At 66.5% G+C, this 21056-nt stretch carries 23 protein-coding genes and 1 pseudogene; 10 read left to right on the forward strand and 14 right to left on the reverse strand.

Translation table 11 applies throughout. The features are described from left to right. Positions 1-2: 2 nt before the first annotated feature. Positions 3-1583 (reverse strand): murein biosynthesis integral membrane protein MurJ, encoded by a 1581-nt coding sequence (gene murJ, locus HHL13_RS00385; RefSeq protein WP_169553816.1) that lies wholly within the window; start codon positions 1581-1583, stop codon positions 3-5. Positions 1584-1658: 75 nt separating this feature from the next. Then, a complete protein-coding gene (gene secB, locus HHL13_RS00390) occupies positions 1659-2147 on the reverse strand; it encodes a protein-export chaperone SecB (RefSeq protein ID WP_169553817.1) in 489 nt (162 codons plus the stop codon). A 165-nt stretch (positions 2148-2312) separates the two neighbouring features. Here secB and HHL13_RS00395 point away from each other — a divergent pair, with 165 nt between their 5' ends. From HHL13_RS00395 to HHL13_RS00410, 4 genes are all read left to right on the forward strand, one after another. Then, on the forward strand, positions 2313-2957 hold the full coding sequence (locus HHL13_RS00395) for a Tim44/TimA family putative adaptor protein (protein WP_169556695.1): 645 nt from the start codon (positions 2313-2315) through the stop codon (positions 2955-2957). 60 nt (positions 2958-3017) lie between these two features. Beyond that, positions 3018-4292: a murein transglycosylase A gene (locus tag HHL13_RS00400; protein WP_169553818.1), complete on the forward strand. Its 1275-nt coding sequence runs from the start codon at positions 3018-3020 to the stop codon at positions 4290-4292. Further along, positions 4292-4858 (forward strand): Smr/MutS family protein, encoded by a 567-nt coding sequence (locus HHL13_RS00405; protein WP_169553819.1) that lies wholly within the window; start codon positions 4292-4294, stop codon positions 4856-4858. Before HHL13_RS00400 ends, HHL13_RS00405 begins: the two co-directional genes overlap by 1 nt. Before the next feature lie 74 nt (positions 4859-4932). After that, a complete protein-coding gene (locus HHL13_RS00410) occupies positions 4933-6606 on the forward strand; it encodes an EAL domain-containing protein (RefSeq protein ID WP_169553820.1) in 1674 nt (557 codons plus the stop codon). 178 nt (positions 6607-6784) lie between these two features. Here the strand turns inward: HHL13_RS00410 and dapE are convergent, their stop codons facing one another. Next, a complete protein-coding gene (dapE, locus tag HHL13_RS00415) occupies positions 6785-7903 on the reverse strand; it encodes a succinyl-diaminopimelate desuccinylase (protein ID WP_206376806.1) in 1119 nt (372 codons plus the stop codon). Between the two features lie 67 nt (positions 7904-7970). On the opposite strand from dapE, the gene HHL13_RS00420 reads away from it, so the two are divergent. The 3 genes from HHL13_RS00420 (at position 7971) to HHL13_RS00430 (ending at position 9753) form a co-directional block, all read left to right on the forward strand. Further along, positions 7971-8303, forward strand: coding sequence for a hypothetical protein (locus HHL13_RS00420; protein WP_169553822.1), 333 nt, complete (start codon positions 7971-7973; stop codon positions 8301-8303). Position 8304: 1 nt separating this feature from the next. Then, complete coding sequence (locus HHL13_RS00425) at positions 8305-8751, forward strand: cupin domain-containing protein (RefSeq protein WP_169553823.1); 447 nt, start codon at positions 8305-8307, stop codon at positions 8749-8751. Positions 8752-8814: 63 nt separating this feature from the next. Further along, a complete protein-coding gene (locus tag HHL13_RS00430; protein WP_169553824.1) occupies positions 8815-9753 on the forward strand; it encodes an NAD-dependent epimerase/dehydratase family protein in 939 nt (312 codons plus the stop codon). A 42-nt stretch (positions 9754-9795) separates the two neighbouring features. Here the strand turns inward: HHL13_RS00430 and HHL13_RS00435 are convergent, their stop codons facing one another. The 3 genes from HHL13_RS00435 to HHL13_RS00445 form a co-directional block, all read right to left on the reverse strand. Further along, positions 9796-10461, reverse strand: coding sequence for a glutathione S-transferase family protein (locus HHL13_RS00435; protein ID WP_169553825.1), 666 nt, complete (start codon positions 10459-10461; stop codon positions 9796-9798). Positions 10462-10607: 146 nt separating this feature from the next. Continuing rightward, positions 10608-11735: a zinc-binding dehydrogenase gene (locus HHL13_RS00440; protein WP_169553826.1), complete on the reverse strand. Its 1128-nt coding sequence runs from the start codon at positions 11733-11735 to the stop codon at positions 10608-10610. A gap of 11 nt (positions 11736-11746) precedes the next feature. Next, positions 11747-12883: a heparan-alpha-glucosaminide N-acetyltransferase domain-containing protein gene (locus tag HHL13_RS00445; RefSeq protein ID WP_169553827.1), complete on the reverse strand. Its 1137-nt coding sequence runs from the start codon at positions 12881-12883 to the stop codon at positions 11747-11749. 84 nt (positions 12884-12967) lie between these two features. Here HHL13_RS00445 and HHL13_RS00450 point away from each other — a divergent pair, with 84 nt between their 5' ends. Together HHL13_RS00450 and HHL13_RS00455 are read left to right on the forward strand one after the other, a co-directional pair. Beyond that, positions 12968-13399, forward strand: a complete 432-nt coding sequence (locus tag HHL13_RS00450; protein ID WP_169553828.1) for a MarR family winged helix-turn-helix transcriptional regulator — start codon at positions 12968-12970, stop codon at positions 13397-13399. A 166-nt stretch (positions 13400-13565) separates the two neighbouring features. Then, positions 13566-14828 (forward strand): MFS transporter, encoded by a 1263-nt coding sequence (locus tag HHL13_RS00455; RefSeq protein WP_169553829.1) that lies wholly within the window; start codon positions 13566-13568, stop codon positions 14826-14828. Here HHL13_RS00455 and HHL13_RS00460 read toward each other — a convergent pair. From HHL13_RS00460 to HHL13_RS00495, 8 genes are all read right to left on the reverse strand, one after another. After that, complete coding sequence (locus HHL13_RS00460; RefSeq protein ID WP_169553830.1) at positions 14825-16417, reverse strand: methyl-accepting chemotaxis protein; 1593 nt, start codon at positions 16415-16417, stop codon at positions 14825-14827. The genes HHL13_RS00455 and HHL13_RS00460 overlap by 4 nt on opposite strands. Positions 16418-16485: 68 nt before the next feature. Next, positions 16486-16815, reverse strand: a complete 330-nt coding sequence (locus tag HHL13_RS00465; RefSeq protein WP_169553831.1) for a gamma-glutamylcyclotransferase family protein — start codon at positions 16813-16815, stop codon at positions 16486-16488. A 103-nt stretch (positions 16816-16918) separates the two neighbouring features. Continuing rightward, entirely contained in the window at positions 16919-17560 is a 642-nt protein-coding gene (gene yihA, locus HHL13_RS00470; RefSeq protein WP_169553832.1) for a ribosome biogenesis GTP-binding protein YihA/YsxC, read from the reverse strand. Next, positions 17557-19290 (reverse strand): membrane protein insertase YidC, encoded by a 1734-nt coding sequence (gene yidC, locus HHL13_RS00475; protein ID WP_346775449.1) that lies wholly within the window; start codon positions 19288-19290, stop codon positions 17557-17559. The genes yihA and yidC overlap by 4 nt, the downstream gene beginning before the upstream one ends. Positions 19291-19318: 28 nt before the next feature. Continuing rightward, positions 19319-19531 carry a membrane protein insertion efficiency factor YidD gene (yidD, locus tag HHL13_RS00480; protein ID WP_169553833.1) on the reverse strand — a complete coding sequence of 71 codons (213 nt, stop codon included), beginning with the start codon at positions 19529-19531 and terminating at the stop codon, positions 19319-19321. After that, positions 19528-19797, reverse strand: coding sequence for a ribonuclease P protein component (gene rnpA / locus HHL13_RS00485; protein WP_240953583.1), 270 nt, complete (start codon positions 19795-19797; stop codon positions 19528-19530). The genes yidD and rnpA overlap by 4 nt, the downstream gene beginning before the upstream one ends. 71 nt (positions 19798-19868) lie before the next feature. After that, a complete protein-coding gene (rpmH, locus tag HHL13_RS00490; RefSeq protein ID WP_066793417.1) occupies positions 19869-20003 on the reverse strand; it encodes a 50S ribosomal protein L34 in 135 nt (44 codons plus the stop codon). Between the two features lie 86 nt (positions 20004-20089). Continuing rightward, the gene (locus HHL13_RS00495; protein WP_169553834.1) at positions 20090-20392 is read right to left on the reverse strand and encodes a hypothetical protein; all 303 of its coding nucleotides are present in this window, start codon (positions 20390-20392) and stop codon (positions 20090-20092) included. Between the two features lie 147 nt (positions 20393-20539). Between HHL13_RS00495 and mscL the strand changes: the two are divergent. Next, positions 20540-20965, forward strand: a pseudogene (gene mscL, locus HHL13_RS00500) (large conductance mechanosensitive channel protein MscL); the annotation flags it as partial. Positions 20966-21056 lie beyond the last annotated feature (91 nt).

The following is a 21056-nucleotide window of genomic DNA, read 5'->3' on the forward strand; positions in this document are numbered from 1 at the left end:
CCTTACTCCTGGATCGGGTCGCTCGGACGGCGCTTGCGGGCCAGCGATTTGAGGTCGCCGAGCGTGAAGGCGCGCGTCACGAAGCAGGCGATGCCGTAGATCGCCGTGCCGCCCGCGACAAGCACGCCGAGCGCGAGGATGCGCATGACCAGCGTGCCGGTGAGATAGGGATCGAGCAGCCGGTCGAGCCCGAAGATCGCCACGCCCATCAGGATCGCGGCGAGCGCAAGGCGGGGCAGGCGGCGGACGAGCTGGGCGTCGGCTTCGAAATGGCCGCGCTTGCGCAGCGTGACATAGAGCATCACGACGTTGACCAGCGCCGCGAGCGCGGTGGCGAGCGGCGGGCCGACATGGCCGATCAGCGGGATCAGGATCAGGTTGCCGACGATGTTCACGACGATCGAGATCATCGCGTAGCGCACCGGCGTCTTCGTATCCTGCCGCGCATAATAGCCGGGGGTCAGCACCTTCACGAGAACATAGGCGGGCAAGCCGACCGAGAAGGCCGAGAGCGCCCATGCGCACTTCATGGTGTCGTCGGCGGTGAAAGCGCCGTGCTGGAACAGGCCCCGGATGATCGGTTCGGCCGCGACCATCAGCGCGACCATCGCGGGAAGGGTGAGGAACAGCGCCAGCTCGATGCCCCGGTTCTGGGTCTCCATTGCCTCCGCATCCTTGCCGCTGGAGAGCAGGCGCGAGATGGTGGGGAGGAGGATCGTGCCGAGGCCGATGCCGATCAGGCCGAGGGGCAGCTGATTCAGCCGGTCGGCATAATAGATGTACGAGATCGAACCGGCGGCGAGCATCGATCCGGCGAGCGCAGTGGAGATCAGCAGATTGATCTGGGTCGCACCCGCGCCGAGCGCCGCGGGGAGCATCAGCTTCATCAGCTGGCGCACATCGTCGTCGATCTTGGGCAGGCGCAGCCGCAGCTTCACGCCTGCGCTGCGACAGGCGAAGATCAGCCACAGCAATTGCAGCGCGCCGCCCGCGGTGACCGAGATCGCCTGTACCCGCGCGGTTTCGTACGGATTCTCGCCGTGGAAGAAGAGCAGGCCGGCGACCATCGCGAGGTTGAGCAGGATCGGCGCGGCGGCGTTGACCCAGAAGCGATCGAGCGAATTGAGGATGCCGCCGAGCAGCGAGACGAGGCTGATCAGAAAGAGATAGGGAATGGTGATCCGGGACAGCGTGACCGCATAGGCGAAGTCCGACGGGCTGGGATCGTTGAACCCGCCCGAGAGCGCCCAGGTGACCGGCCATGCGGCGATCAGCATCGCTACGGTGAACAGCGCCAGCACCGGGAACAGCACCGACAGCGCGCGTTCCGCGAAGAGGAAGCCCGCGGACGGCCCGCCGCCTTCGGCCACGCGCTTGTTGAACATCGGGATGAATGCGGCCGAGAAGGCGCCCTCCGCGAACAAGGCGCGGAACATGTTGGGCAGGCGGAAGGCGACGAGGAAGGCGTCCGACGCGAAGCCCGCGCCGACAAAGGTCGCCTGAAGCGAATCGCGCACCAGCGCGAGGACGCGGCTGACGAGAGTCAGGCCGCCGACCGAGCCGAGGGTCCTGGCGAGGTTCATCGCCCGCCCGACTCGCCGAAGTTCAACCGAAAGGGGGGAGCGTGCAGCATCCCGCTTCTCCCCCCGAAATCCGGATCAGGCCTGACCGGCGACCTGGGCTGCTTCGCCCTGCTCGAGGCGAGCGAGGTAGAGGCCGTGGAAGTCGATCGGATCGAGCATCAGCGGCGGATAGCCGCCGTCGCGGACGGCATCGGCCAGGATGCGGCGAGCGAACGGGAAGATGATGCGCGGCGCTTCGCTCATCAGGAACGGCTCGACCTGATCGGCGGGCACGTTGCGCATGCCGAACAGGCAGGCATAGGTGAGGTCGACGACATAGGCGACCTGATCGCCCATCGTGCAGCGCGCGTCGATCTTGAGCGCGACTTCATAGACTTCCTCGCCAACCTGGCCCGAGCCGATGTTGAACTGGATGTCGACCGAGGGTGCGGTCTGATTCTGGTAGATGCCCGGTGCGTTGGGGTTCTCGAACGAGAAGTCCTTCACATATTGCGAGAGCACGCCCACTGCGGGTGCGGTGTCCTCGCCATTCGCAATCGGCTCGCCAAATTCGGGCTCGGCCATCTGATATTCCCTTTTCGTCCGGATAGTTTCGCGCGTTCCGCGCGTTGAAGCGAGCGCCGCGCCTAGCAGGCACGTGGCGGCAGTTCAACGGTATGGGTGGCCGCGATTTGTAACCGCGGGCGCTTCGGCCTATATCGGCCGTAACGGACTATCGGAGGTACGGTGCTGGTTTACGTCATTCTGTTCGCGTTCGTGGCGGGTTTCCTGGCGTTGCGGCTCTATGCGGTGCTCGGCAAGCGGACGGGGCACGAGCAGGCGATGCCCAAGACGGCGGAGGAGCGCATCCCCGTTCCGTCGATCCCGCGCAGCATCGACATCGCGCCCGAGGTTCGCGAAACCGGCAGCCGCAACATCGAGGCGGGAGCCGAAACCGGCCTGCGCCAGGTGATCCAGGCGGATTCGAGCTTCGATGTCGCCCAGTTCGTCGAAGGGTCGAAGGCGGCCTATCGCATGATCCTCGAAGCCTTTTGGAAGGGCGACGAAGAGACGCTGGCATGGCTGGTCGAGGATGACGTCCGCGCAGGCTTCTCGCAGGCGATCGCCGACCGCAACGCGGCGGGCCATGTGCTGGAGAACCGCCTGGTCGCGATCGAGCGTGCCGCGATCGTCGAAGCCTCCGTCGAGAGCAAGACCGCGCGAATCGCCGTGCGGTTCGATGCGGACATCGCTTCGGTGACGCGCGACAAGGACGGCAACGTCATCGCCGGATCGCTGTCCGACGCAGTCGAGGTGCGCGACATCTGGACCTTCGCACGGAATCTCCGCAGCGACGATCCGAACTGGAAGCTCGTCGAGACCGACGAAGCCTGAACGTTCGGGCATAATCCAACCGGCCCGGACGAACCGGGCTGATCCGAAGGACGGGGACACATGCGCATCTGGGGGGTAGCCGCGCTCGCGGTGATGTTGAGCGGCTGCTCCGGCGGCATCGTTCCGGCCTATGTCGACCGCGGCGCGCCGCCGCCGCGCGAGGCGCCCGACAGGGGCGGTGATCGCCCGGTCAACAACAACGTGCCCGTCCGCCAGCCGATTCCGGCGACGCAGATGACGCCGACGACGGTTGCGACTCCGGCCACCCCGGCCACCACCGGGGCGAAGGCGGGCGCGATCGCGGGACCGGCGATCAGTTCGCTGCCGATCACCCCGGCTGCCGCCTCGCGCGCGCTGGCGGCATATCGCCTGAGCTGCACCGCGATGCAGAAGCGCACCGACCAGTCTGGCCTGACGCGCGGCAGCGACTGGGCGGAAAGCTGTACCGCGGCGGCGAACTGGCCCGCGCGCGACGCGCTGAGCTTTTTCACCACCTATTTCGAAGCGGTGCAGGTCGGCGACGGCAAGGCGCATTCGACCGGCTATTACGAGCCGGAGATCGCCGGATCGCGCAACCGGCGGCCGGGCTATGAAGTGCCGGTCTATGCCAAGCCGAACGATCTGGTCGAACTGGACCTGACGCCCTTTTCCGAGACGCTGAAGGGCAAGCGCATCCGCGGACGGTTCCAGGGGCAGAATTTCGTACCCTATTACGAGCGCGCCGAGATCGAGAAGGGCGCGCTGGACGGCAAGGTGCCGGTGATCGCCTGGGCGGCGGACCCGGTCGAGATGTTTTTCCTGGAAGTGCAGGGCTCGGGCCGGCTGCGGCTGCCCGAGGGCGGCGTGATGCGGATCGGCTTCGCGGGCCAGAACGGGCGTGACTATACCGGCATCGGCAAGCTGATGCGCGACCGTAACCTGCTGGCGCCCGGACAGGCGTCGATGCAGGGGATCATGAAGTATCTGCGCGATAACCCCGAGGAGGGCCGCGCGATCATGAACGAGAACAAGAGCTATGTGTTCTTCCGCGAACTGACCGGCGCGGGGCCGCTGGGCTCGATGGGCCTGCCGGTGACCCCGATGGCCAGCGTGGCGGCGGACCCGATGTTCACGCCGCTGGGCGCGCCGGTATTCCTTTCGATGGACCGGGCCGAAGCCAACGGGCTGTGGGTGGCGCAGGATGTCGGCGGCGCGATCAAGGGATCGAACCGGTTCGACACTTTCTGGGGCGCGGGCGACGATGCGCGCGCGATCGCGGGCGGAATGAACACGCGCGGCACGGCGTGGCTGCTGCTGCCGGTGGGGACGCTGGCGCGGCTCAACGGCGCGCAATAATGGCCAGGGGGCGCAAGCTCGCGCCCGAGGAAGCGGCGCTCTGGAAGCTGGTGATCGCAAGCGTGCGGCCGATCGGCCCGGTGAAGCCGATCGAGGTCGAGACGGGGCCCAAACCGGTCTTTCCGCCGAAGTTCAAGCCGGGCAAGGTCCCGCAGCCCGCGCCCGCGCCGGCGAAGAAGCCCGCCGCGACTCCGCCGTCGACCACGCTCGACGGAAGCTGGGACCGGCGGCTGTCGCGCGGGCTGGTGTCGCCCGAAAGCGCGATCGACCTGCACGGGCACAGCCTCGCTTCGGCCTATGACCGGCTCGACCGGGGACTCGAGGCGGCGCTGGGCCGGGGAGACCGGGTGCTGCTGCTGGTGACCGGCAAGGCGCCGGGGCCGGAATCGGAACGGCCGCACAGACGCGGCGCGATCCGTGCGGCTGTGGGCGACTGGCTGGGCTCGTCGCGCTTTGCCGACCGGATCGCGGCGGTGCGGGGCGCGCATCCGCGTCATGGCGGGGCGGGGGCGCTGTATATCGTGCTGCGCCGCCCCAGAACGGGCAATTCGCAACCGAAATTTTAACCCTTGGATGCCAAGGTCCCTGCATCGGATCGCAGGCATTGCGCCTGTTTTTTGTGGGGGGACCGGCGGGTCAAGTGGAAGGGTTTTCGCTCAAGAGCCGTGCCATCGCGTTCGCGATGTGCGCCGGTGCTGTGGCGTTCATCCTGGCGCTGGCTGCCTCCTCGCGCGGTGAAGTCAGTGCGGATAGCGCGGGCCGCGCGCTGATCGCGGCGATCATCTGTGGCGTGATGTGCTGGGCTTCGGCCGAGCGGACCATCGCCGCGACCGCAGGGGCGATAGACGCCGCCATCGCGCGCCTGTCCCGCGCAGCGAACGGCGATCTGGAAAGCGATATTCCCGAGGAAGTCCGCGAATGCGTGCCGCCACTGGCCGAAGCGATGGACGGGCTGTTCCGCCAGCTCCACGCCAATCTGGAAAGCGTCCAGCGGCTGGCGATGTTCGATTCGGTCACCAACCTGCCCAACCGGACCAATTTCCGCCGCAGCTGCGACCGGCTGATCGACGAGATGGGGCCAGGCGACAATGCGGTGCTCTATTTCATCGATCTCGATCGCTTCAAGGCAGTCAACGACACGATGGGCCATGCGGCGGGCGACCAGTTGCTCGGCATGGTCGCCAACCGCCTGCGGGCGGTGTCCGACCGGTTCGTCGCGGGTGCGGACGGGCGGCAGGTGCTGATCGGCCGGCTGGCGGGCGATGAGTTCACGATGTTCGTGCCGGCGCTGAAGGATTTGCGCGATGCCGACCGGATCGGCGCGGGCATCCTCGGCGCGCTGAGCGAGCCGTTCGAGTTGGCGGAGCAGGAAATCAATATCGGCGCGTCGATCGGCATCGCGCTGCGCCCCGGCCACGGCGACAATCTGCACGACCTGATGCGCGCCGCCGACGCCGCCATGTATCACGCCAAGGCGAGCGGGCGCGGGCGGACCGAGCATTTCACCGACGCGCTGGCGGCCGAGATCGCCGAGCGCGCCCAGCTGGAGAGCGACCTGCGCGAAGCGGTGAGCAAGGATCAGTTCGCGCTGGTCTATCAGCCGCAGATCGCGGCGCATGGCGGCCGCATCGTCGGCGCGGAGGCGCTGCTGCGCTGGAAGCATCCGGACGGGCTGAAGATGCCCGGCGCGTTCATCCAGCGTGCCGAGGAGACCGGGCTGATCGTCGAGATCGGCGAATGGGTGCTCCAGAATGTCGCCGAGACCATCTCGCGCTGGGGCAGGATGGGGATCGAGCAGCGGATGGCAGTGAACATCAGCCAGCGCCAGATCGATCACGCCACCTTCTTCCGCCGCCTGCGCGCGGCCATGCTGGCGGCGAATGCGCCCGCGCATCTGCTGGAGCTGGAGATCAGCGAGACGCTGGCGATGAATTGTTCCGACGATGTGATCGAAGCCATCGCCACGCTGCGCGCCGACGGGGCCAGCGTCGCGATCGACGATTTCGGCACGGGCTATTCCAACATCGCGCGGTTGCGGCACTTGCCGGTCGACCGCGTGAAGCTGGACCGCAGCCTGATCGAGCATGTCGCGGATCAGGCCGAAGCGCGGACGATCGCCCATGCGGTGATCGGGCTGGTCCACGGCCTTGGCTGCGAGGCCGTGGCCGAGGGGATCGAGAGCGAGGACCAGGCGATGGTGCTGCGCGTGATCGGATGCGACGTGCTGCAGGGCTATTCGATCGCCGCGCCGATGGCGGAGGAGGAATTCCTCAATTGGGTGCGCGACGAGCGCGGCGCGCGGGCGGCGGGGTGACTTCCTTCTAGCCCCTACCCTTTAGGCGCACCAGGTCGGCCATGCCCCCGGCATGGCCTAAACAGCGCGGGGCGCTGTTTACCTGATGCGGGGTTGGGGTGGGGCGGTCATCGCCTCGCGGAGACCGCGGCCAAGAATATATCCTCCACCCCAACCCCTCCTCTGAAGAGGAGGGCTTTTAGCTGGTGAAGACTCGCTTCAGCACGTCCCGATAAGTCTCGGTCAGCGCTTCCAGATCGCGCACCGCGACCGCTTCGTCGAGCTTGTGCATCGTCGCGTTGACCAGGCCGAATTCGACCACCGGGCACAGTTTCGAGAGGAAGCGCGCGTCGGAGGTGCCGCCGGTGGTGGAGAGTTCCGGGCGGATGCCGAGCGTGGCTTCGGCGGCGTCCTGCACCAATGTCGAGAATTCGCCGGGAGCGGTCAGGAAGGCTTCGCCATAGACGGTGCCCTTCACGATCGCGGCGGGCGCGTGGCGGTGGACGATCGCGGTGATCCGCTCGACCAGATCGGCGCCCTTGTGGAGATCGTTGAAGCGAATGCTCAGCCGGGCGCTGGCGTGGGCGGGGATGACGTTGCCGGCGGAGTTGCCGACGGTCACGTCGGTCGGCTCGATGTTCGATGCCTGGAACCAGTCGGTCCCTTCGTCGAGCACGATCCCGTCGATCTCGGCCAGCGCGCGGATGAGGCGGGGGATCGGATTGTCGGCGAGGTGAGGGTAGGCGACATGACCCTGCTTGCCGGGCACGTCGAGCCAGATGATCGTCGATCCGCGACGGCCGATCTTGATCGTGTCGCCGAGCCGATTGGCGGAGCTGGGTTCCCCGACGAGGCACAGATCGGGGATCAGGTTCCGCGCGCGCATATGCTCGATCAGCGTCGGCGTGCCGTAGGTGGCGGGGCCTTCCTCGTCGCCGGTGATGATCATGCTGACGGTGCCGTCGGTATCGAGGCCCGCTACGGCGGTGACGAACGCCGCGATCGAACCCTTCATGTCCACCGCGCCGCGCCCGTAGAGCAGGCCGCCGCGAATCTCGGGTGCGAAGGGCTCGCTTTCCCAGCCCTTGCCGGGGGGGACGACATCGAGATGCCCGGCAAAAGCGAAGTGACGCCCGCCGCTGCCGCGCACCGCGAGGAGGTTTTCGACCGGGCCGTCCGGGGCTTCGCCCTCGACGAAACGCTCGACCCTGAAGCCCAGCGGCAGGAGCGCGGCTTCGAGGACGTCGAACACCTTGCCGGTGGCGGGCGTCACGCTTTCGGCGGCCATCAGCGCGGTGGCGAGTTCCGTGACGTTCATTGTGCTTCCCGCTTCCCAATCCCTCCGCCGGGCCATAGCATGACCGTTCGCGGCGTCGAGGGAAGCGATGATCGGACTGACGATAGCAATGCTACTGGCGCCGGTGGCGCAGGATGGGCGGATGGACGCGCCGGCGCGCTGCCGATCGATCGCGCTGCGGATCGAGCGGACCGCCAACATCGCCGTGAGCAAGCTGGAAAGCCATTATGCCGGCGAGCCTCAGGCCGTGCAGGACGCGGTGTTCCTGCGCCGCGTGCGCGAGGTGCGCGCGGCGCAGGCGCTCGCGAAGGCGATCCGGAGCCGCTATCCGGGCCAGGCCTATCGCAACCCATCGGTCGATACGCTGCGATGGGCAGCGGTGATCGCCGAGGGGGAAGCCTGCCGCGACGGAATGCGCTGACATGCCCAAGCTCGATCTCGATGCGATCCCGCAGACCAATGCGACCGGATACCCGCCGGAACATGCGAGCCAGGTGCAGGGGCGCTGGTATCGGCGGATGGCGCCCGCCAGCGGGGTCACCGATTTCGGGTATAGTCACGTTACGCTGAAGCCCGGCGCTTGGTCGTCGCAGCGGCACTGGCACGAGGGCGAGGACGAGTTCGTCGTGATGCTCTCGGGCGAAGCGGTGCTGGTCGACGATGACGGCGAACATGCGATGCGGCCGGGCGACATGGCGGCGTTCCCGAAGAATGACGGCAACGGCCATGTGCTGCAGAACCGCAGCGACGCGGATTGCGTGTTCGTCGCGGTGGGGCGGCCGAGCGAAACCGCGTGCCATTATCCCGACATCGACATGCATCTGTTCCCCGGCATCGGCTTTCGCCGCAAGAACGGCAGCGAATTCTAGGCTTTGGCCGGTGTACAGGTGCGCGGCATCCCTCTAGGAGAGCGCCATATCTCTGGAGGGCAGATGCGGAAGATCCTGGTTACCGGCGGCGCCGGCAATGTCGGCGGCAGCCTTGCGCGCCGTCTCGCGGCGAATCCGAACAATTATGTGGTGATCGTCGACGACCTGACCACCGGCAATCGCGACAAGCTGCCGCGCACGTCGGGCGACAATTGGCGCTTCGTCCGCGCGGATGCGAACCGCAAGGAAGACATGTCGCCGATCTTCACCGCCGAGCGGTTCGATGCGGTGTTCCATTATGCCGCCGTCGTCGGCGTGCAGCGGACGCTGGCGAATCCGAAGCTGGTGCTGAACGACATTCACGGATTCGAGACCGTGCTCGATCTGGCCAAGAATACCGGCGTGAAGCGGGTGTTCTTCTCGTCCAGTTCCGAAGTCTATGGCGAGCCGTTCGAGATTCCGCAGCGTGAGGACACCACGCCGCTCAACTCGCGGCTGCCCTACGCGGTGGTGAAGAATGTCGGTGAGTCCTACTTCCGCACCTACACGCAGGAATTCGGCCTGCCGCACACGATCTTCCGCTTCTTCAACACCTATGGCCCGCTGCAGAGCACCGACTTCGTGATGTCGAAGTTCCTCAGCGCGGCGCAGGCGGGCAAGGACATCACGCTGTACGGCGACGGGCTGCAGACGCGGACCTTCTGCTATGTCGACGACAATCTGGATTTCACCGAGAAGCTGCTCGAGGAAGATCTGGGCCTGAACGACACGATCAATGTCGGCAATGCCGAGGAACTGACCATCCGCGAACTGGCCGAGACGGTGATCCGCCTGACCGGCTCGAGCTCGAAGATCGTCCACCTGCCGCCGCTGGCCGAAGGCGACATGACGCGGCGCTGCCCGGACGTATCGAAGATGCTCGACATCCTCGGGCGTCCGCTGGTGACGCTGGAAGAGGGCATCAGGAAGATGATGGCCGCCGAGCGGGATGGGGTGGCCTGAGGGCTACCCTCTCCCGCTTTCGCGGGAGAGGGAGAAGAGCGGTCACTCCGCCGGTTCGACTTCGAACTTCTCGATCACCCAATCCTCGGCCTGTGCGCCGGCGATCCAGTTCTGCATATACGGGTGCTGGAGCACGGCCTGCATATAGGCGGGGGCGAAGCGGGCGACGGGCAGGCTGTAGGTGACGAAGCGCGTCACCACCGGCGCGAACATGATGTCGACCGCGCCGAATTCGCCGAACAGGAACTCGCCTTCGCCGCCGTAGCGGGCGCGGGCCTGTGCCCATAGTTCCATGATCCGGCCGATTTCCTGCACCACATCGTCATCGGGCTGCTTGGGCGGATAGATCTGGCGGATGTTCATGCCGTGCTTGCGGCGCAGCGATGCGAAGCCCGAGTGCATCTCGGCGGCCATCGAACGCGCCATCGCCCGGGCGGCGGGGTCCTTCGGCCAGAATTTCTCGTTGCCGGTCTTGTCGTTGAGATATTCGACGATGGCGAGGCTGTCCCACACCACCGCATCACCATCCCACAGGATCGGCACCTTGCCCGAGGACGGCGCGAACTCGTCGCCCTCGCGGCGCTTGTCCCAATCGCCATCGTACAGCGGCACCACGACTTCCTCGAAGGGAAGGCCGGAGAGCTTGCACGCGAGCCAGCCGCGCAGCGACCAGGAGGAATAGGCCTTGTTGCCGATGATGAGCTTCATGGGACCGGGGGGATAGCGAGGGGTGGGGGAAGCGGCAACCTTCACATCCGCTCGTGCTGAGCTTGTCGAAGCACCGTCCTTCTTCCGCGAGCGGTTCGAGGAAGAAAGGCTGCCCTTCGACAGGCTCAGGGCGAGCGGGATTTGGTTCAGCGGGACGGGTCGATCAGGTACTTTTCGCCCGTCGCCTTGCGCGAATAGGCCTGCAGCGTCGCCGGATCGAGGACTTCGCGCAGCGAGATCGTCGCGGTGTAGTTGCTGGCGAAGGTGGTGGTCAGTTCGGCGGCGACGCGGGCGCGCATCCGGCCGACGGTTTCCGCACCGGCCTTCATCAGGAACGGAGTGAGCAGGAAGCCCGAGACCCCCCAGGCAAGGCCATAGCTGCGGTCGAGCGGCGTCGGGCCGAGATCGAGCGCGCCATAGATATAGACCTGCTTGTGCACGCTCGAGCCGTAGCGGCTGTAGGTCGTCGCCTTGCGGTTCGCGGCGGTTTCCATGCCGCGCAGGATGCGGTTGGCCAGCGTGCCGCCGCCGATCGCGTCGAAGGCGATGGTCGCGCCGGTCTCGGTGAGGACATCGGCCAGATCGGAGTCGAAGCTCTCGCTGCTGCTGTCGACGATGTAGCTGGCGCCGAGATCGCGGAGGATCGCGGCCTGCGCTTCGCTGCGCACGATGTTCACCAGCCGGACGCCATCGGCGATGCAGATGCGGTTGAGCATCTGGCCGAGGTTCGACGCGGCAGCGGTATGGACCAGCGCGCTGTGGCCCTCGGCGCGCATCGTTTCGACCATCGCCAGCGCGGTGAGCGGATTGACGAAGGCCGAAGCGCCCTCGGCCGCAGTCGCGCCATGCGGAAGGGGGAAGCATTCGGCGATGCGAGCGATGCGATACTGCGCATACATCGATCCGCCGATCGCGGCGACGCGCTTGCCGATCAGGGCTTCGCCTCCGGCCCCGGCCGCGATCACGGTGCCCGCGCCTTCATTGCCGACGGTCATCGATTCGTCGTGCCGCGCGGCGACGAAGGGGAGGCGCTGGGCGGGGACGTGCGCGGTGACGGTCGGGCGGTCCGGCGTGCCGCCCGCGGTTGCGGTCGATACGTCGGCGGGGCCGGTGAGCAGGCCGAGATCCGACGGGTTGATCGGTGCGGCCTCGACCTTGATGAGCACTTCGCCGGCTTCGAGCGCGCGGATCGGCACTTCGACCAGTTCGAGCTTCAATTCGCCGCCCGAAGTGATGGTCGAGCGGAGTTCGAGGCCGTTGGCGGGAAGGGACATGAGCGGGCCTTTCAGAGCCGGAGGTGGATGCCGCGGCGGTGCAGGGGGATCAGCGCGGCGAGGACGATGAGCAGGATGATAACGGCGTAGAGAAACGAAGCCAGATATGGATCGGCGATCACTGCATTGATCCGGGCGAACCCCCATTGGTTGATCGTCTCGCCGCCCGGCAGGATCGGCTTCAGGCACAGAATCGCGATCAGCAGCGACAGGACATAGCCGAGGATGGCGTTCATCCCGAAGATGTGGAGCGGGGCGAGCGCCTTTTTCACGCTTGAGATACCCGCCGCGGCCATGCAGCCCGCGAGGAGGATCGCGGAGAGGCCGGTGGTGAGCAGCGCGTAGCTGGGCGTCCAGATGCGCTTGTTGAGCGGCATCCACGGGCTGAGCGCCCAGCCGAGCAGGGCGAGCAGAACCCCGGCTGCGAGGATGCGGAGGGCGGCCTTGCCCGGCTCATGCTTCCACACGACGGCGGCGAGCATCCCGAACAGCACATTTGCGAGCGCGGGCAGGGTGGAGAGCAACCCTTCGGGATCATAGACGATATTGCCCGCCGCATCGGTGCCGAAGCGCCAGATATGCGCGGTGCCGAACACGCTGCGATCGACCCAGCCGGCGATATTGCCCTCGGGCGTGAGCAGCCCAGCGCCGTGACCCGGGACGGGCGCGAAGGCGAGCAGCAGCCAGTAGAGGATCAGCGCATCGACCGCGCCTATCAGCAGGAAATGCGGTCGGAGATGCGATCTTCCCTCTTCATCGCGGCGAGCAGTGAAGATCGCCCATGCCGAGACGAGGACGTAGCAGAGCGCGATCCGCTGAAGCACGCCCATGAAGCGGAAATTGGCGATGTCCGGGCGGGCGAGTAGCTGGATACTCCAGGCGATCAGCACCAGCAGCGCAGCGCGGCGCAGGATGCGGGTCCAGCTGCGGCCATCGATCGTGCGCGGGAATGAGAGGCCCAGCGCCGCGCCGACCGCGAAGAGGAAAGCGGGGAAGACGAGGTCGGTCGGGGTGAAGCCGTGCCATGCAGCATGATCGAGCGGCCACCAGATATGATCGCCCGATCCCGGCGTATTGACGAGGATCATCCCCGCGACCGCGAGGCCACGGAAGATGTCGAGCCCCTCAAGGCGCTGGCTGGCTGTCATCGGTCCCCCTCCGGGGCGGAGGATGGAACGAAACATTGCATCGGGCAACTTGCATGAGCAAATTGATGCATATACATCATGCATATGCATCAAGATTCGCTCAACGGCCCTTGTGCCTGCACCACGCTGCGGAAGGCGGCGCGGGCGGTGGGGCGGGTTTATGACGAGGCGCTGGCGGGGCAGGGGATGACCACCGCCCAGTTCGCGGTGCTGCGGCATGTGTCGCGCGGCGACGGCGTGCCCTTGTCGCGGCTGGCCGAGGCGCTGGTGATGGACCGATCGTCGCTGTACCGCGCGGTTTCCCCGCTGGAGACGAGGGGCTGGATCGAGACCGAGGCGGGGCCGGGCAAGAGCCGGCTGGCGCGGCTGACCGATGCCGGGCGCGCGGCGCTGGCCGATGCGGAACCCGATTGGGAAGCGGCGCAGGCGCGGATCATCGGCGCGATGGGGCCGGATATCTGGGGCGGACTGGAGTTCATGCTCAAGACCGTCACCCGGCTGGCGCAGAAGGCGTGAGATTGTTTCCCATAAATCCTTCCCCGCAAGGGGGAGGTGTCAGCGCAGCTGACGGTGGGGGAGGTAAGCGGCCAACTAGAGATAGTGCATCCTCCCCCTCCGTCGCCTTCGGCGCCACCTCCCCGTGGCGGGGGAGGATTTGTTTCTGCACGATCCAGGACCTTTCATGACCCGTTCCGCTGCTTCCGCTCGCACCTATGCCTCAATCGTCGTGGCCGTGACCTTCCTTGCGCTGCTCGTCGCGGCGGGGATGCGCTCCGCGCCCGGCGTGATGATCCGGCCGCTCGAGGACAGCATGGGCTGGGATCGCGCGACAATCAGCGCGGCGGCGGCGGTGGGCATTTTCCTCTATGGCATGGTCGGACCGTTCGCGGCCGCGCTGATGCTGTCGTTCGGGATCAAGCGGACGATGCTGGCGGGGCTCGCACTGATGAGCGCGTCGACCTTTGCGAGCCTGTGGATGACGGAACCCTGGCATTATGTGCTGAGCTGGGGCGTCATCTCGGGCGTGGGCAGTGGCGCGGTAGCCTCGGTGCTCGGCGCTGCGGTGGTCAATCGCTGGTTCGCGACGCGGCAGGGGCTGGTGATGGGCATGCTGACCGCCAGCGCCGCGACGGGTGCGCTGGTGTTCCTGCCGTTCCTCGCCTGGCTTTCGAGCAGCGGCGCGTGGCAGCCCGTGGCGCTGACGGTGAGCATCGCGACGGCGGCGCTGATCCCCCTGGTGCTGGTGATGATGCCCGAGCGGCCTTCGGACGTGGGCGTGACGCGCTTTGGTGAAGACGAGAATACGCCGCCGCCCCCGCCGCTCAAGCAGGCCGCGACCGTCGGGCTGGCGTTCGGTGCGCTGAGGCGCGCGGCGAAGACGCGGATCTTCTGGTTGTTGTTCGGTACTTTCTTCGTGTGCGGGCTTACGACCAACGGGCTGGTCGGCACACATCTGATCGCGTTCTGCGGCGATCACGGCATCGCGCCAGTCGCGGCGGCGGGTCTGTTGTCGATGATGGGGTTCTTCGACCTGATCGGCACGACCGCCTCGGGATGGGCGACCGACCGTTACGATCCGCGCAAATTGCTGTTCGTCTATTACGGCTTTCGCGGGCTTTCGCTGATCGCGCTGCCTTATCTCGATTTCGGCCCGGCGAGCCTGACCGTGTTCGCGATCTTCTATGGCCTCGACTGGATTGCCACCGTTCCGCCGACGGTGAAGCTGACCAATGACGCGTTCGGACCGGACGAAGCGCCGATCGTGTTCGGATGGATCATGGCCGGCCACCAGATCGGGGCGGCGACCGCAGCGTTCGGGGCGGGCTGGATCCGCGAGACGTCGGGAAGCTACGGCCCGGCGTTCGTGATCGCGGGCGTGTTCGCGCTGGGCGCGGCGGTGGCGATCCTGACGGGGCGCAGGCCGGCGCGGGTGGTGCTGGCCTAAGCGGCCTTCAAACTGGCCATGAAGGTGCGCGTCTCGCGCATCAGTAGTTTGGTGCGGGTGACCAGTTCGGTGGTGGCGGTGCCGAGTTCGCTCGTCACGCGCGCAGCGGCGTCGGTCGATTGTTCGGCGCTGGAGACACTGCCCTGCAGATCGTTGGTCAGTTCGGCGGCGGTGCCGGCGTAGCGCTGGATCGAACGGATCACGTCGCCCTGACGCGACATGGCCTGTTCGACCGCACGCGCGACTTCGTCGATTCGGTCGAAGCTGGTGCGCATGTCGGCCACGATCGATGCGGTCGAGCTGACCGCGCCGGTGATCTGTTCGAGCTGGCCGCGAATATCCTGCGTGGCGAGCGCGGTCTGGGCGGCGAGGCTCTTCACTTCCTGCGCGACGATGGCGAAGCCGCGCCCGGCATCGCCTGCGCGGGCAGCCTCGATCGAGGCGTTGAGCGCGAGGAGATTGGTGCGTGCGGCGACTTGCGCGATGGTGTCGGCGATGCTGCCGGCGCTGTCGGCATAGCGGACCAGCGTCGCGAAGCGTTCGTCGGCATGATGGGTGAGTTCGAGCAGGCGCGTGGTGGTCGCGCCCTGATCGGCGAGGCGCGATTCGACGGTTTCGAGGCTGTGGCCGAGATTGGCCGATTCCTCGAGCAACGTCGCGGCACCCGTATCGGCCTTGCCGGCGCGGGCGGCGACGCTGCGGACCTGGCCATGGGTGGCCTGGGTATTGGCCATCAGCGCTTCGGCCGAGGTGCGGGTCTGGTTCGCGGCGGCAGCGAGATCGGTGATGGTGCGGACGAACAGGTCCTCGAACTGGCGGGCGATGCGATCGACTTCGCTGCGGCGTTCGGCGGCGCTCTGGAGCTGGCCGCGATGGCGTTCCTCGGCGGAGGCGGCTTGCTGGGCAAGTTCCTCGCGCTGGGCGGCGGCGCGGAGATTGTCGCGCTCGGCGGCTGCTTCGGCGAGCGCGCGACCCTGTGCGAACTGTTCGGTGACCAGCTGCGACTGCGCCAGCACGGTGCGGGCGAGCAGGGCGACGAAGATCAGCAGGAAGACGAACACGCTGCCGTCGATCGAGGTGAAGGCGGCGTAGAAGCCGTCGATGCAAACCGACACGGCGAGGAAGGCGAGACTGGCCGGGGGCAGCGCGGCATAGCGCAGCGCGCCGATCGCGGTGACTCCGGCGATGATGGTGGTGGTGAAGATCAGCTCGCTCTCGGTCGCGCCGATGCCCGACACCGAGAGGAAGCAGAACCAGCCGAATGCGACGAGCGATGCCTCGATCACCGTCATGCGGATCGTCGCGCGCTGATCGGTGACTTTCCAATCCTCCGCCTTGCCCTGCCGCCAGCGGGCGAGCAGCCAGGTTGCGATGGCGAGGTGCACCGCGAGCGCGCAGAGATGCCACGCGAAATAATCGTCGTTGCGCAGGATCAGGAGCAGCAGGATGCTGACGACGACCGTCGCGGCATAGGTGACCGGATAGCCGCGCGAGACCGACTCGATCTGGGCGCGGGTCAGCGCGACGGGCAGGGCGACCCATTTGCCCCATAGGGCATGACGCAGATCGAGGGGACGCTTCGCGCTCATGATTGGGCACGATCTTAGCGGCGCATGGTTACCAATGGGTTTACCATGAGGGCGGAAATGCCCCGAGGTCAGGCCTTCACATAGACCCAGGCGGTCGCACCCGAGGCGAGGGTGACTTCGACGCGGCGGTAATTGTCGCCTTCATACGTGTCGACGGCGGGCAGATCGGCTTCGGTGATCGCCAGCGTCTTGCCCGGAATGGCCGCGTCCGGCGCAGCGGGGATGAGCGCGAGATGCGTTTCGGTGCCGCTGGCGCCGACCACCGCCGGATCGGTGATGGTGATCGTCACCGATTCGAAGCCGAGCAGCGCGTCGTCGGTCATTTCGATCCGGCGGCCGAACAGCATCTGCTGGACGTTGTCGAGCTGGAGCGTGCCGTAGGAGAAGAGAAGAGTCACAGGTGGTCCTCCACGCTATGGCATTGTGCTCCGGCGAAGGCCGGAGCGTTGGCAATCGCAGCCTACGCGGCCAGAGCTCCGGCCTTCGCCGGAGCACAGCACTTCAGCCGATCGCTTCGAGCACCGCGGCGCGGAGTTCGGGGATCCCCATGCCCTTTTCGCTCGACGTGGCGATCAGGTCCGGGTGCGCGGCGGGGCGCTTGCGCGCTTCCTCTTCGGTGCGGGCGCGGACTTCGGCGAGCTCGGTCGCCTTGATCTTGTCGGTCTTGGTCAGCACGATGCGGTAGCTGACCGCCGCATTGTCGAGCATCTCGAGGATCTCGCGATCGACATCCTTGATGCCGTGGCGGCTGTCGATCAGCACCAGGGTGCGCTTCAGCACGTCGCGGCCGCGCAGATAGTCGTTCACCAGATAGCGCCACTTGCGGACCATGTCCTTGGGCGCCTTGGCGAAGCCGTAGCCGGGCATGTCGACCAGCCGGAAGCGCAGCGGCTCGCCCACGTCGAAGAAGTTCAGCTCCTGCGTGCGCCCCGGCGTGACCGAGGTGCGCGCAAGGCTGTTCCGCCCCGTCAGCGCATTGAGCAGCGACGACTTGCCGACGTTCGAGCGGCCGGCGAACGCGACCTCGGGAACGTCCGCGCCGGGAAGAAACTCCAGCGCGGGCGCCGATTTGAGGAAGGTCACGGGACCCGCGAAGGTCTTGCGCGCCGCCTCGATCAGTTCGGGATCGAAAGCGTCGCTCACTTCTTCGCCTGTGCCGTCTGCTGCGAAAGCACCGGGTGCTTCTTGTACAGCCACCACTGCTGCGCGATCGTCACGACGTTCGAGGTGATCCAGTACACCTGCAGGCCAACCGCGAACGGAGCCATCAGGAACATCAGCATCCACGGCATGAACTGGAAGATCTGCTTCTGCATCTCGTCCATCGGGGCCGGGTTCAGCTTGATCTGGAAGTACATCGACACGCCGAGCAGCACCGGGATGATGCCGATCGCCAGGAACGAAGGCGGCGTGAACGGCAGATAGCCGAACAGGTTGAGGATCATCGCCGGGTCGGGCGCGCTGAGATCCCTGATCCACAGTACGAACGGCTGGTGGCGCATTTCGATCGTGAGCAGCAGCACCTTGTACAACGCGAACATGATCGGGATCTGAAGCAGGATGGGGAGGCAGCCCGCGAGCGGATTGACCTTCTCCTCCTTGTACAGCTTCATGATCTCCTGCTGCTGCTTCTGCTTGTCGTCCTTGTAGCGTTCCTGCAGCGCCTTCATCTTCGGCTGGATGACGCGCATCTGCGCCATCGAGGCGAACTGCTTCTGCGCGATCGGGAACAGAAGGCCGCGGATCGTGAAGGTCAGCAGGATGATCGCGACGCCGAAATTGCCGACGAGGCGGAACAGCCAGTCGAGATAGTAGAACATCGGCTTTTCGATGATGCGGTACCAGCCCCAGTCGATCGCATAGCTGAACTGCGCGATGCCGAGTTTCGCTTCATAATCGTCGAGCAGCGCCACTTCCTTGGCGCCCGCGAAGAAGCGGCTGGTGTAGTTGATCTGCTTGCCGGGCTGGACGGTCAGCGCGCGGGCGAGCGAATATTCCGCCTGATAGCTTTTCGACGTCGGATTCTGACGCTGGAGCAGCGTGACGTCGAGGCCCTGGTCGGGGATCACCGCAGTCAGCCAGTAATGATCGGTGAAGCCGACCCAGCCGCTGCGCGTGTCGAACTTCACACCGCCATCCGCGGTCATCACGGCTTCCTCGACCTTGCTGTAGTCGAGATAATTGGCGCCTGCGGTCGAAACCGCGATCGGACCGACATGCGCCGCCCATTGGTCGAGATCGGTCGACTTCTGGGCGCGGTTGACGAAGGTGGTGGGGGACACGACGACCGGCGCGGCGCCATTGTTCGCGACGCTCTGCTTCACGGTGAACATGAAGTTCTCGTCGATCGAGATGTCGATGATGAAGCGCTGGCCGCTGCCGTTCGACGAAGTGAGCGTCACCGGCTTGCCGGGGCTCAGCGTCGTGGCGCTGGCCTGCCACACGGTGTTGGCGTTGGGCGCGGCGGCACCCGAGGTCTGCCAGCCGAACTCGGCGAAATAGCTGCCCGCCGCGCCGGCGGGGGAGAGCAGGCGGATCGGCGGCGAATTCTTCGCGACCGTCTCGTCATACTGCTTCAGCTCGAGATCATCGAGGCGCGCGCCCTTGAGGTTGATCGAACCCTTCACGCGCGGCGTATCGATAACGACGCGCGGGGTTTCCTTGAGCACCAGCGCGCGGTCGCGCAGCGCCTGCGGCGTATCGGCGGTGGGATCCGCGCCGGGGTTCGGCAGCGCCTTGGGCTTGCCGTCCTCGACTTTCACGACCGGCGGATTGGCCGCAGGGAAGAAATAGTTGGTGACCATCGGCCAGCCGAACAGAAGCAGCGCGGCAAGCACCGCGAAGATGATCATGTTCTTACGGTCTTCAGTCACCAATTCTTCCCCGGAAAAAATAGATGGATCACGGCACCGGATCGTAGCCGTGGCCGCCCCAAGGGTGGCAGCGTGCGATTCGCCGTACGGCGAGCCAGCTGCCCTTGAGCGCGCCATAGCGGCGAAGCGCCTCGATTGCATAGGCCGAACAGCTTGGCGCGTAGCGGCAGCTGGGCGGAAGGATCGCGGAGGGGCCAAGTTGCCAGCCCCGGGCGATGAGGATCAGGAGCTTCGCGATCACGTGCGCTGCACCTTGGCCAGCGCCTTGACCAGTTCGGCCTTCAGCGCGGCATGATCGCGTTCGATCCCGCCATTGCGGCCGATCAGCACATGATCGGCGCCGGGCACGCCCGATTCGGGCAGTATCTCGCGCGCAAGCGCACGGAAGCGCCGCTTCATCCGGTTGCGGATGACGGCGTTGCCGACTTTCTTCGATACGGTGATGCCGATGCGCATATCGGCCGACTCATCGGCGCGATCGCGAACGAGCAGCACAAAGCCGGGCATCGGCGCGCGACGCCCGGCGTTTGCCGCCAGATAGTCTTTTCGCTGCTTGAGGCCGGTAAGGCCCAGGGCGACTACGCCGACAGCTTGGCGCGACCGCGAGCGCGACGCGCACGGATCACCTTGCGGCCACCCGGGGTCGCCATCCGCGAGCGGAAGCCGTGCCGGCGCGCACGCACCAGATTGCTCGGCTGAAAGGTCCGCTTCATGGCTCATCCTCAAGTTTCAGAACGTAAAAGGGCCACCACAAGGGCGGCCGCGTGTCGGGTGCCCATATACAGCGAGTCGGGGCAAGTCAACGCGGTCCGGCACCGAAAGCGGCTTTGGTGTCGGCTTTCTCGCGCTCCTGCCGACGGCGGAAGCTGGGGCGGCGAAGCGCCATGTCGCAATAGTGGCCGGCGCGGGGCCAGCGGCGTTTCCACCGCGCGAACAGCTTGCGCGCCCAGCCGGCATTCTGAAGCACCAGCACCAGCCCCGCGCCGAACACCACGATCCCGCCGGGACCGGGGATCGGCCCGACGATCGGGGTGAGGGCAATGAGAACGAGGCCCAGCACCAGCAGGGCGTTGCGCAGGATCGGGTGACGATTGCGGGCCATGAATGCGATGTGGTGGGCGTGTGTTGTGGCGACAATACGGTTCGGCGCGGATAGGCCTCCCTTCGTCGCAGGGCTTTCGTTGACGTGCGCGGGCGGGAGGCGCAAGATTCGCGTCCGGCCGGAAATGCAGTCGAAGGGGAGCAGCATATGATCAACGAGTTCAAGGCCTTCATCGCGCGGGGCAACGTGCTCGATCTCGCGGTGGCGGTCATCATCGGCGCGGCGTTCGGCAAGATCGTGACCTCGCTGACCGACGACATCATCATGCCGATCGTCGGCAAGCTGCTCGGCGGGCTCGATTTCTCGAGCTATTTCCTCGTGCTGGGCGCGGTGCCGGCCGAACTGGCCGGATCGAGCGACTATGCCGCCCTGAAGAAGGCGGGCGTGCCGCTGCTGGGCTATGGTTCGTTCATCACCGTGGCGGTCAACTTCCTGATCGTCGCCTTCATCATCTTCCTGCTGGTGCGGTCGGTGAACAAGCTGATGCCCAAGCCCGGGGAGGCTCCGGCCGAACCGGCCGCTGAGCCTGCCGACATCGCCCTGCTGCGCGAGATCCGCGACGAGCTGAAAAAGGCGAAGGCTCCGGCGGTTGCGCCCGCCAAGGCAGCGGTTGCGGCTCCGGCGGCGGCAAAGGCGGCGCCGGTGGCCAAGGCGGCGCCGGCAA

Source organism: Sphingomonas sp. G-3-2-10 (assembly GCF_012927115.1).
Classification (GTDB): domain Bacteria; phylum Pseudomonadota; class Alphaproteobacteria; order Sphingomonadales; family Sphingomonadaceae; genus Sphingomonas.